This is a genomic window from Sphingobacterium sp. MAE, from assembly GCF_056711605.1.
In genome coordinates this window covers 2,998,543-3,010,183 of record NZ_CM160044.1, presented here as the reverse complement: position 1 = coordinate 3,010,183, position 11,641 = coordinate 2,998,543, and the positions used below count along the sequence as shown (strand labels likewise).

The window sequence follows — 11,641 nt, the reverse complement described above, 5'->3', positions numbered from 1 at the left end:
ATTTATTTATTATTTAAGGTTATTATATTTGCTAGGGAGGCCTTTCCACTAGCAAGATCAGTTGCTTTTAGTTTTAGTAAGACTGCTTTAGCAGAACTTGATATTTTTGCCGAAGCATGTTGTTGTGATTTGACCGTTTTATCAAATCGTACGATTTGGGTATAATAAGCATCATTGAAATATTTTCGATCAGTTTCAGATATACGTGCATATTCTTTACTTAAAACCGGAGAGTGTGTATATGTTCTGGTGAAAGTACCTGTATGAGCATTATAAGCATAGCTATTATTGTTACCCAAAGCACTCTTAAAGTGAGTACTAAGTGCTTTACTAAAGTTATTTAATGCCGATACTGATGCAAAATGGCAAGACACAGTTGCGATATAATTATTAAAATCCAAACTATATTGTACCTGACTAATACCTGCTGTATTTTTTAATATACGAATCATATCTTCAGTTTCACTCTTTATCTTGTCCTTTGTAGGTATTTGAATACCATTAACACTTTTTAGTTTCATTAATGACGCTACCTTAGTACTGCTTTTGCTGAGATTAAGAGTAGCCTTTATGTTTCCAGATCCATTAGCATTCAGGTTAATATCTTCAATAAAATCAAAGCAACTCGTGAGTAAGCTGCAGCAACAGATTAAGATAAATAGTAGTGAGAACGATTTGAGTTTGATCATTTTTAATTATTTTTAGGATTTAACCAGATGTAATTCTTCAATAAAATAGCATCCGACACTTTGGTATATAATTTCATATAATATATTTATTAGTAAAAATAGTGTTTAACACACCTTTTCAGTATCCCTGATTATGGTGGTTTTTATACGAGATTAAGATTATTGACGTATGAGTCCATATTCAATGGCTAATTTGATAACTGAGCTTAGATTTTTTGAGCCAAATTTTTCAATGAGATTTTTTCGGTGACTTTCGACAGTATGCGGACTAATGAATAATTTTTCTCCGATTTGGCTAGTAGTTAGTCCAGATGCTGCTTCCAAAAGTACTTCTTTTTCTCTACGCGTCAATTTTGGAACTATTTTTAGTTCATCTTTAGTTTTCTTCTCTACAATAATTTTAGTTTGTGAACATAAAAATTTGTTTCCTTTTAATATTTGTTCTATCCCATTGATAATTTCTTCTACAGAAGCATTTTTTTGAATATATCCATGAGCACCTTCTTGTAGCACACTATTGATCACCGCATATTCATTGTGAACGCTGATAATTATAATGTGCATTTTAGGATATTTTATTCGAAGAGGTGCTATCAATTCTATACTATTTGCGTCAGGCAGATTGATGTCTAATAAAAGTACATCTACAGGTGTTTTAGTTAATGCAATATGCATCGTATTAGCATCTGGAAAACAACCCACCACCTCCAAAAGTTCTGATTTGGAGAGTATATTTTTAAGCCCCTCTAAGAGTAGGGGATGATCATCTGTAATCGCTATTTTAATCATTAATTTTTATTTTTTGGAAATAAAACCTCAACACTCGTTCCAAGATTTATTTCAGATTGAATACTGAATCTTCCTTTTAGAAAATCGATCCGAGATTGAATATTATAAAGTCCTGCTGATTGATTTCCTTTGATCTGTTTTATATCAAATCCAAGGCCATCATCTTCAACAGTGATGCAATAACTATCAGCTTCTTCTACAATCTGAATGATGATTTGTTTTGGATCTGCATGTTTTATTGAATTATTGACCAATTCTTGTACAATACGATAAACCAAGAGCTGCTGTTCTTTGGTTAGCTGATTTTTATAGTGTAAAAATTGTACATCAATATCTAGAAAATCATTGGACATACGGGCTGCATAATCTTGCAGTGCTTCCTGGAGTCCAAATCTATAAAGTAGATCAGGCATGAGATTATGAGCGACACGACGGAGTTCCTCCACAGCAGTATCCAATTGTTGTATGGACTTTTGCATGTCATCTTTCATGTTTAAATCTAACTTATCCGTTAATTGTGATAAGTTTATTTTAGTGCTGGATAATAAACCACCTAGTCCATCATGTAGATCTCTTGCTATACGTCCACGTTCTTGTTCTTGGCCTTCAAGCATAGCCGTCAAGTTAGATATTTTAGAGTTTTGACGTTCTTTGTCTAACGAAAAATTGTACAGTTCCTTATGCTGGCGCATACTCTTGGATCTCTGTTTATAAGCATAGAGAAGTAAACAGAAAAGCAGTAAGAAAACTAGCATTAAAACTACATAATATTTATTTATCTTTTCTTTATAAGAGATTTCATTTTTAAAACTTATGATATCATGAGTACGACTTTGAGTTTCAAGACGAGACAATTTTAATTCTTGAGTTCTTTTCTCGGATTCCAACTGTGTTAGCTCCAGTTCCTTTCTTTGATTTTCCTCATGCAGCTTTAAGTTTTCAAATGCTTGCTTTTGCTGTAGACCGATGGTCTGCATCAAATTAATTTGTTGTTCCTTCTTATCAGACTCCAACTGCATGGTGATCAGTTGTTGTTGCTGTCTTTCTTTGTCAAACTGAGCCTCTAATCGCTTACCTAGTTCTAATTGTTCTTGATTATAAATGGATTTAAATGTCTCCATATACGCTTTTTGGTAGCGAATAGCTTCAGTCAAATTTTGGTCTGATTCCGCGATTTCAGAAAGATTTTCATATATACTCAAGATGATATTTTGATCGGGTACACTACTTTTAGAGATCTCGACAAGAGCCGACAATAAATATGCTTTTGCTTCCTTAAAATTTTTATTTTTCAAGGCAATCTCTGCCATGATACCATAGGCAGAGGCAACGTGGGTGTACTGCTGCGTCTTTAGACCCTGCTTTTGAGCAAGTTTAGCATATTGAAGCGCTTGATTTTGAAAGCTTTCAGGGTAAGAAGTCAGATAAAGATGAGCCAAATTATTGGCAACAAAAGAAAGGTTTGAAGGGAATGGAATATTGTTCTTGTTTTGGCTATAGGTATTGATCGCTTGTAAATAGTATTTTTCAGCTTGATCCCGCAACTGTTGCTTAGTTTCATCAGCTCTATATCGTTGCTCATACATATAACCCATAAGCATATAAGCATCAAATATAGCAATCGGATCATCTTGCTGAATGGCTAGATTTAAAGCAAGTAAACTATATTTTTCTTGCAATTGGTATTCATTCCAATTCGCATATATTGAAGTAAGCTCTTTGTAAGTGGATGATTTTCGCGAGCTTAGAGTGGGAGAGGAATGGCACTGGTCAAAATAGTTAATAGCACGTAAAAAACTTCGTACAGCCTCACCCTCTTTATTATTACGCACATATAGCCAGCCTTCACAATAATAGACATAGCCTTTGATTTCTTGATTCTTAGATTTGTGAGCAAATTCCTTTGCTTTTGATAAACTATTTTGTGATTCCTTCAAACGCTCGGCAATGCGATTGTTCATTGCATCGATGGCATACAGATTCGCAGCATATTGACCATCCTGATAGCGAACTGCTATCTGAATATTTTCTTTCAGTATTTCGGCAGCTTGATCTTCTTGTTGATTAAAAAATAAGGCTCTTGCATATTTACCAGCTATATATAATCGTTCCGTATTCGAAGCAGGAGTATTTTCATATTGTTGCTTCAGCTTATCTAATATTTCTTGAGCAATAGCACCAGTCACGATTAAACACAACATCAGAATAAGTAGAATTTCTTTAAATTGTTGGCCAAAACCGATTATGCTCTTCTTCATTTGCATTCATTGTGGATCTTTCTATAAGAGACTAAGATATCATTTTTTATAAACATGTATCGATTAATTGCTCAAAATAGTATGACAGATGTCATTTGTAGATAAAATTGACCGCTCATTTTTATGGACATCATTAGGTGAATATTTAAAATTATTCAGCCTCGAGAGCCGGTATTTTTTCCCCTTTAGTATTAATATAATAAAAGTCTTCCCCAGCCTCATCTTCCGACACGATGGCCACACCATCTGAAAAGGCAATTGCAGTTGTAAATTTGAAAGGAATAGTTGTTTTACCCTTATCGTCAATAAAACCATATTTTCCGTTTTTCATAGCCAAGAACGTTGTTCCTTCATCTGGTAAAGCCATATAATCATAGCCGCTTGCGATTTTCTTATTATCTTTAATGCTGTATAATGCATAGTATTGACCTTGAGTTGAAATAAAGTAATGCTGATTACGTCCCATAATGTATTCATGCACCGCAGGGACGACTACTTGTTCTTTTTCATTAATATATCCACTTTTATTATTTTTGGTAAACTGCATTAGACCATGTTCAGGGAAATTAATCATATCATAATTAGCCTTAATTAATACTTTGCCATTTTCATCCAATAAACCGTACTTATCCTGTTGACCATAAAGGAATTTACGATCTTTTTCTGAATAGGTTAAAAAATCATATTGTAGAGGAATCACCTGTTGCCCCCTTAAATTGATCGCACCAAATTTGTCTGAAGAATTATTTACAACCGATATATCACCTACATATGGTGCTACAAATGCATATTTTGGTTGGACAATAATTGTTCCGTTTTGATCACGTACTCCATATCGCTCACCTGTTTCATCAGTAAAGGCGAAGCGGTCATCAGCTATCTGGGTATCACCAAATCCTTCTGCAGAATCGACCTCTATTTGAGTATAGTGGTCTGGAATTTCGAAGAGTTCTTGAGGTAATTCTTCATGTTCAATTTTTGTAGCAACGTAACCACTCCCAGAAACGGTTATGGATAATGGTGCTCCAGGTAAGACATGTAAAAAATTAAACTCTGACCAAAATAAATTAGGAATTTGTTCGGTATAGTAAACTTCCAATTTGATTTCTTCGTTAGTATCTTCATCAGTACCCAGATTTAAAACGGCAAGTTGGCAGGTATAACCGGCTATTTTCTTATCCTGGTCCTTTATATATTCAATCTCAATTTGTGTATAATCGTTTTTATCTCCATCATTAAGAATTAAATATTCTTCGTTTTGAGGAATTAATATAAATGATCTATAATTTTTTTTATCTGTGATTTCGATGTGGCTTTCATCGTGGGTATAGGATATGCGCATAAAATCCTGATTTACCCAAGCTCTTAATTGCGTATCACTTATTTCGTCATCTCCAGAGATCTCCGTATTTATTCCGTAATCAATACGAAGAACCTTTTTGGATTGTGCTAAAGCTGACCAGCTGGTTAAGCATGCGATCATCCATGCTAGTGTTAGTCTTTTCATATAATATTAAAGTATGATCACAAAGGTGATTAATGTGTATCACTTTTTTTATCCCTGATAGCAGCCATATTGGATATTGCTGCCATAGCATTTATTTTAGTTCTTCTTAATTTTTGTTTTTATCAAATTACTTAGGAGCGATATTTTAAGATAAGCGATCTGTCTGCAGTCACTCTATGCCACGTAATATATTAATTTAAGCTTGACTTTTTAGATTATGGGGATATAGAGACTTGCTTTGTAGTGATTAAATAATAAACTGTAAACAATAGCTCCATGTAGTTTGTTGAAAGTATATACAGTTGTATGCGATCCAAAGACGTTCCATATTATGCAAGTTTATATATTACTTTGTTCCATATTATTACTTTCGCAGCCTTGCTCAAATCAAGTCCAACGGATTTCAGAGGAAGAGTCGGCGCTTCGAGATATTGTATTTATGCGCACTGAAGGATTGTTGATGACACAAATGTTGGAGAAAAACTCCAAGAACAAAGATGTATTGAAGATTTGTAAACAAGTAAAAGTATATTATAAACAGACACAACCCCAGTTGTTGGCAGTCACGCAAGGAAAGGATCTCAAGTTGGATGAAAGTCAATTTGTAACTATCGCCAAAGAAGTAGAGAAAAAGTTTGAGAATTATAATGTCAATCGTGAAGACAAGTGGATCGACATGTATAAACTTCATATCCACAATAGTATACGCGTGTATAGTTTGTGTTTGCAAAGAAGAGAATGGGTAAGTGTTACCTATTTCTCTTTTAAAGCATTACCAGAATTGATCAATTTGGAATTAGAATTTAATAAGCTGGATATCAAATAAGGATATTTTAAAAAATTGATGTTTAGATTTGATCATTTTTACACCTATATTTAGTTCATATTTAGAATAAAATGAAAATTCTTTCTGCGGCGCAAATTGCTCAAATTGATGCTATAACTTGTGAGGAACAGCATATAGCGAGTTCAGATTTAATGGATCGTGCAGCTCACGCTGTTTTTTTAGAATTAAAGAAACGGTACCAGAACATGGCCAATCAACATTTTACTATTATCTGTGGTAAAGGAAATAATGGCGGCGATGGACTTGTGTTAGCACGCATCTTGGATGATAATTTAGCAGAGGTCAACATTTATTTAGTAAAGTCAGCAGATTATTCCAGTAATAATCTGATCAATCAAAAAAAGATTTCCGATAAAAGAATTCAATTTTTTTCTGAAACAGATGATTTAGCTTTTCCTAAAGATACCATTGTTTTAGATTGTCTTTTTGGGTCTGGTTTGCGTGAAGAATTAAATGAAAAATGGAACCATATCTGCAACCAGATCAATCAAGCTGATGTCGTGGTATATGCCATTGATATGCCTTCTGGTTTAGTGGCTGATCATCCTACCTCCCTTAAAGCTCCAGTTATTCACGCAGATTTAGTGTATACTTTTCAGGTTCCAAAACTCAGTTTGTTAATGCCACAAAATCAATGTTTTTATGATGACTTTCAAGTGCTGGATATTCAATTGAGTACACATGCTATTGAGCTTACAGACTCGAATATGAACTATGTCACAGAAGATATCATCTGGTCATGCTACAAAAAAAGAAAAAGGTTCGAGCATAAAGGCAATTTTGGGCATATCCTGATCATAGGTGGTAGCAAAGGGAAGATGGGAGCGGTTCAGTTTGCTTTAAAGGCCGCATTGCGTAGCGGCTGTGGTTTGGCCACAGCTTATACACCATCAAACGGGAATACCATCATACAAACGGCTGTCCCCGAAGCGATGTTGTTGTTGGACGATCACAGTAGCTACATCACCAATATACCCCAACTATCGTCTTATCAAGCAATAGGAATTGGAGTAGGTTTGGGGACTGCAGTAGAAACGGTTAAAGCATTTTCAAAATTTTTAAAAAGCATCAGTGATCAACCTATAGTAGTTGATGCTGATGCCTTGAATATATTAGCAATCAATTCTGAATGGTGGAGTGCCATACCGCCAAATAGTATTTTGACCCCACATCCAAAAGAATTGAGCAGGATCATTGGGACTTGGGCTGATGATTGGGATAAATTAGAAAAAGTGAAAAAATTTGCACATCAGTATCAATTGCATATTTTGGTCAAAGGTGCAAATAGCGCTATGGTCATGGCAGATGGAACGATTTTTTTTAATAGTACAGGGAATGTGGGTATGGCAACCGGCGGAAGCGGTGATGTTTTAACGGGTATATTAACCGCATTGCTAGGTCAAGGCTATCCACCACAGCAGGCATTAATATTGGGCGTCTACATACATGGTAGAGCAGCAGATATAGCAGTGCCATCTATTGGAAAGTATAGCCTCTTGCCATCTGACATCATATCTTTTTTACCTCATGCGTTTCTTGAGTTAGAAAAGAATGGATCTGTAATATCTAGATAAATAACAGGATTAACCGCAATTATTTAAGCTGTTTATACTACCAAATTATTAAGTAATAATTTCCGCTAATCGAATACGATTGTCCAATCAATATAATCGCCCATCTCCGAGCTGGTACACCGTAAAATGGATAACTTTTATACTTTCCCAAATATTAAGGGTGTTTTTTATAAAATTAGCTTGTATACCCGATGCTGATACCAGCAAGTTGATATATTCAGGACATTGATTATCATAAGCAATTTTATCTAAGAATAGACCCTTCCACAATTGCTTATTTTAAATATTAGTGATATATTAGAAAACAATAAATAGAACCTATCAAGGGACTATATTAATGAATATCCGCTAAAAATTAACCATTTATTGAAGATGAAGATTTATAAAACTTTTATTCCCTTATGTGCCGCACTCTTTTTGTCAGCCTGTTCTTCTAACTACTTAATGACTGTTAATAGTGTCAATAGTAAAAAAGATCAAGATCGTAGCACCTTTCTATATTCAAATGATACAATAGCTGTTCATTACTCTTTTGCAGGTAAAAACGGCGAGATTTACGTTAAAGTAGAAAATAAATCAAATAATCCGATCGTTTGGGATTTAAAAAACTCAGCTTTGGTGATTAATGGTAAAGCAAATAGCTATGCTGATGGTCGTATCAATATGAAAGGACAAGTGAATCAGATGAGTACTTTTAATGATGATTATACGTATGGATATTTTAAGGGAACAGCAACACTCCCTAAAGATGTATTATTGATACCTCCACATTCTTATGTTGACGGAAGTTATTTTGATTTGCGAAAGGATATTAAAGAATTCGTTACAATAGCTAAAAAACAAAAGGCAACCCGGTATGGGATGAATGGAAATCAATATCAGGTGAAAGAAGCTAAATTTAATGAAGATAACTCTCCGTATATATTAAGAAGCTTTTTGAGTTATTCCATTTTGAACAATAATGAAATGATCTTAAAGACGACAGAACAAAAATTTTATGCCCAAACATTGTTTCAAACAGGAGCTATGTCTTTAAATAATGTGTTCGAATATTATACCGAGAAAGGAGACATGATGGCTTATCGAAAAATAAAAGGTGAAAATGCACTATTGCTTGGCGGTGTTGCGGTATTAGGTGCAGCAGCCGTAGCGCTTGATGATAAAGAAGTTAAATAAGTTATCATCGATCGTAAGAGAATGCCCTATCGAGATAGATAGGATTTTTTTATGTTTTTTTTAGCTATAAAAGCAATTACTGACATACAGTTGTCAACACCCTACTTATTTTTGTGCCCAACAGAAATATCTTTATTAAACATAAACAAGGCATCACATTTTGAGATCATATGCTCAAATCATGTCACCTAGACCATAGACAAAATTTTAGTAACAGAAGTATGATTAAATTTAAGTACACCATTCTATATGTGTCCGATGTGACACGATCAATTCAATTTTATGAACAAGTATTTGGCTTTGTTAGAAAATTTATTACCCCAGAAAATGATTATGGTGAACTCATTACAGGGGAAACTACGATTTCATTTGCATCACATAAACTTGCTAATACAAATTTGACGGCAGGATATACAGCAAGTTCGCGTTTAGACAAACCCTTCGGGATAGAATTAGGTATCGTAACCGATAATGTGGAAGATCTAGTGGACAAAGTATGGGAGTTTAATGGCGTTATTGTTGAGCAACCCACCATTAAGCCATGGGGACAAACAGTTTCTTATGTACGAGATCTGGATGGTTTCTTGATTGAAATTTGTACCCCCATGCATGAATAAAAGAATCACGATATGAAAATTAATTTCTTCATTCATGTAAAAAATGACTTCATGAATGAGTTTTTATTCTTTGATCTACAACAGTCATCCTTCAATTAGTATTTTTTAAATAGCGCATTTATACATTTTTTTTTATAGTTTTAGCGATTTAGTATATTAAATTAAGAAATGGCGTTAACAAACTTGTCAGCACGAGTCGCTCTTGGAATAGATATCGGCGGAACCAACACTAAATTTGGAGTGGTAAATCATCGTGGGGAAGTTCTTGAAAAAGGATCCTTAAAAACAGATGAATATGAAAAAGTAGAAGATTTTATCGATGCATTATATCTTCAAATCTCTCCTTTAATCGAGAAATATGGAGCAGATAAAAATTTTGATGGTATTGGAGTAGGAGTACCTAATGGTAATTATTATACCGGCACTGTTGAACAAGCTCCCAATTTGCCTTGGAAAGGGGTGATACCTTTTGCCGAAATGATGCAAGATAAATTTAACATGGACTGTACCATTACCAATGATGCAAATGCGGCAGCCCTTGGAGAAATGCTTTTCGGAGCAGCTCGTGGTATGAAAGATTTCATCATGATTACTTTAGGTACTGGTGTAGGGAGCGGAATTGTTGCCAATGGAAATGTTATCTATGGACACGATGGCTTTGCGGGAGAATTAGGACATTCCATCGTAAAACCAGGAGGCAGAAAACACTGGAGCACAGGTTCAGAAGGAAGTTTAGAAGCTTATGCTTCAGCAACAGGTATTGCAATTACAGCAAAGAAAATGCGTGCTGAATTTCCGAGCTCGATGTTAAATCAATATCCTGAAGAGGCTATCAATTCCAAAACCGTTTATGAATGTGCTATAAAAGGTGATCCGATTGCGATTGAAGTTTTTAGATACACAGGGCAAAAACTGGGGGAAGCATTAGCAAATTTTGTAATGTTTTCATCACCAGAAGCGATTTTGCTATTTGGAGGAGTAATCAAGGCAGGAGATTTTATTTTAAAACCCGCTAAACTTCATATGGAAAGAAATCTTTTACCCATATTCAGGGACAAGGTAAGATTAGTTTTTAGTGAGCTACCAGAGGCTGATGCAGCTATTTTAGGTGCAAGCGCTTTAGTTTGGGAGCAATAGTATACTGTTACCATTCATTTCTAATAAGCATCTAAAGCTGATAAAATAAGACTTACCAGATGGTTGGTATCAATTAATCTGGTAAGTCTTATTTATTAACTTTTTTTATCGATGATACGATCCAATTGTTTTCAATTAGTGACCTTCAATACGGTTGACGTTTCTGAAAGTAAGGTTTATCCGAGGTAAAATATTTTTAGCGGTTTTAGGTACTTGGTGTTGCCAGCAACTATTAGTTGTTCCTGCCATCAGGAGAAAAGATCCATGGTGCAGGGGTATTTCCACTTGTTTTACGACCTTCAAAAATCGATGGCGAAGGCGAAATAGACGAGTTTCTCCAAAACTGACCGAAGCGATTACAGGATTGGGTCCTGACTGATCAATATGATCACTGTGCCATGCTACACCATCTTTTCCGTCCCGATACAGATTAAGTAAGACCGCATTAAAGCTTAATCCAGTTTCTTTTTCCACACGTTTCCGGATGGCCAATAGTTCAGGAGTCCAATCAGGACCATTTAGATTAGCACCACTATTATTTTTATTTTCATACCACGCAATCATACGTGGTGCTTTCACCGTTTTGTCAAAGATTTCCATCTCATATTCACGCCATATTGTATCCCTCAATAGCGTATTATAATAATAATCAGATTCTTCTTTTGTAAAGAAAGAATCGATCAGCATCAGATCGGTATCCGGGAGATCAAATCGGACTTTCCCCGCATTTCCCGTAGCAAATATTTCCGTATCATCAAATAAAGTCATCATCGTATCTTATGTTTATCAATTCAAGGGGCAATAATGCGATTCATCATGTCCCAAAATAATGAATCAAAAATACTAATTTTATTAGTTTATTGAAACTATAAATGTTAGTGTTTTTTTTAGAAAAAATAGATGGCAGGAAATTTACCATTGATAAACATTGAAATGATCCCTTACACAACCGTGATTGAACCTATTCTGATCAATTATATATTTCCATTCAAATTAAAATCGAATTAGCTTAGCCGTTCCACTTCCTAAAAAAAATACTTATGTTTA

10 protein-coding genes are annotated in these 11,641 nt (G+C 34.7%); 5 read left to right on the top strand and 5 right to left on the bottom strand.

The window, feature by feature from the left end:
• Nucleotides 1–2: 2 nt before the first annotated feature.
• From AC06G9_RS12910 to AC06G9_RS12895, 4 genes are all read right to left on the bottom strand, one after another.
• Nucleotides 3–689, bottom strand: coding sequence for a hypothetical protein (locus AC06G9_RS12910; RefSeq protein WP_480956426.1), 687 nt, complete (start codon nt 687–689; stop codon nt 3–5).
• Between the two features lie 159 nt (nt 690–848).
• Nucleotides 849–1,478: a response regulator transcription factor gene (locus AC06G9_RS12905; protein ID WP_248753481.1), complete on the bottom strand. Its 630-nt coding sequence runs from the start codon at nt 1,476–1,478 to the stop codon at nt 849–851.
• Nucleotides 1,478–3,736 carry an ATP-binding protein gene (locus AC06G9_RS12900; RefSeq protein ID WP_480956425.1) on the bottom strand — a complete coding sequence of 753 codons (2,259 nt, stop codon included), beginning with the start codon at nt 3,734–3,736 and terminating at the stop codon, nt 1,478–1,480. Before AC06G9_RS12900 ends, AC06G9_RS12905 begins: the two co-directional genes overlap by 1 nt.
• Before the next feature lie 151 nt (nt 3,737–3,887).
• Nucleotides 3,888–5,243 (bottom strand): WG repeat-containing protein, encoded by a 1,356-nt coding sequence (locus tag AC06G9_RS12895; RefSeq protein ID WP_480956424.1) that lies wholly within the window; start codon nt 5,241–5,243, stop codon nt 3,888–3,890.
• Between the two features lie 331 nt (nt 5,244–5,574).
• Here AC06G9_RS12895 and AC06G9_RS12890 point away from each other — a divergent pair, with 331 nt between their 5' ends.
• From AC06G9_RS12890 to AC06G9_RS12870, 5 genes are all read left to right on the top strand, one after another.
• Nucleotides 5,575–6,069, top strand: a complete 495-nt coding sequence (locus AC06G9_RS12890) for a hypothetical protein (RefSeq protein ID WP_480956423.1) — start codon at nt 5,575–5,577, stop codon at nt 6,067–6,069.
• A 71-nt stretch (nt 6,070–6,140) separates the two neighbouring features.
• Nucleotides 6,141–7,664 carry an NAD(P)H-hydrate dehydratase gene (locus tag AC06G9_RS12885; protein ID WP_480956422.1) on the top strand — a complete coding sequence of 508 codons (1,524 nt, stop codon included), beginning with the start codon at nt 6,141–6,143 and terminating at the stop codon, nt 7,662–7,664.
• A gap of 372 nt (nt 7,665–8,036) precedes the next feature.
• Complete coding sequence (locus AC06G9_RS12880) at nt 8,037–8,840, top strand: hypothetical protein (protein ID WP_480956421.1); 804 nt, start codon at nt 8,037–8,039, stop codon at nt 8,838–8,840.
• Nucleotides 8,841–9,061: 221 nt separating this feature from the next.
• Nucleotides 9,062–9,457 (top strand): VOC family protein, encoded by a 396-nt coding sequence (locus tag AC06G9_RS12875; RefSeq protein ID WP_045754665.1) that lies wholly within the window; start codon nt 9,062–9,064, stop codon nt 9,455–9,457.
• A gap of 168 nt (nt 9,458–9,625) precedes the next feature.
• Nucleotides 9,626–10,594, top strand: a complete 969-nt coding sequence (locus tag AC06G9_RS12870) for an ROK family protein (RefSeq protein WP_094772669.1) — start codon at nt 9,626–9,628, stop codon at nt 10,592–10,594.
• 135 nt (nt 10,595–10,729) lie between these two features.
• Here AC06G9_RS12870 and AC06G9_RS12865 read toward each other — a convergent pair whose 3' ends face one another.
• Nucleotides 10,730–11,365, bottom strand: coding sequence for an alpha-ketoglutarate-dependent dioxygenase AlkB family protein (locus AC06G9_RS12865; protein ID WP_480956420.1), 636 nt, complete (start codon nt 11,363–11,365; stop codon nt 10,730–10,732).
• Between the last annotated feature and the right edge of the window lie 276 nt (nt 11,366–11,641).

Bases quoted from the DNA above. Each gene is read 5' to 3' on its own strand.
- AC06G9_RS12910 (WP_480956426.1), bottom strand. From the start codon at position 689: ATGATCAAACTCAAATCGTTCTCACTACTATTTATCTTAATCTGTTGC.
- AC06G9_RS12905 (WP_248753481.1), bottom strand. From the start codon at position 1,478: ATGATTAAAATAGCGATTACAGATGATCATCCCCTACTCTTAGAGGGG.
- AC06G9_RS12900 (WP_480956425.1), bottom strand. From the start codon at position 3,736: ATGAAGAAGAGCATAATCGGTTTTGGCCAACAATTTAAAGAAATTCTA.
- AC06G9_RS12895 (WP_480956424.1), bottom strand. From the start codon at position 5,243: ATGAAAAGACTAACACTAGCATGGATGATCGCATGCTTAACCAGCTGG.
- AC06G9_RS12890 (WP_480956423.1), top strand. From the start codon at position 5,575: ATGCAAGTTTATATATTACTTTGTTCCATATTATTACTTTCGCAGCCT.
- AC06G9_RS12885 (WP_480956422.1), top strand. From the start codon at position 6,141: ATGAAAATTCTTTCTGCGGCGCAAATTGCTCAAATTGATGCTATAACT.
- AC06G9_RS12880 (WP_480956421.1), top strand. From the start codon at position 8,037: ATGAAGATTTATAAAACTTTTATTCCCTTATGTGCCGCACTCTTTTTG.
- AC06G9_RS12875 (WP_045754665.1), top strand. From the start codon at position 9,062: ATGATTAAATTTAAGTACACCATTCTATATGTGTCCGATGTGACACGA.
- AC06G9_RS12870 (WP_094772669.1), top strand. From the start codon at position 9,626: ATGGCGTTAACAAACTTGTCAGCACGAGTCGCTCTTGGAATAGATATC.
- AC06G9_RS12865 (WP_480956420.1), bottom strand. From the start codon at position 11,365: ATGATGACTTTATTTGATGATACGGAAATATTTGCTACGGGAAATGCG.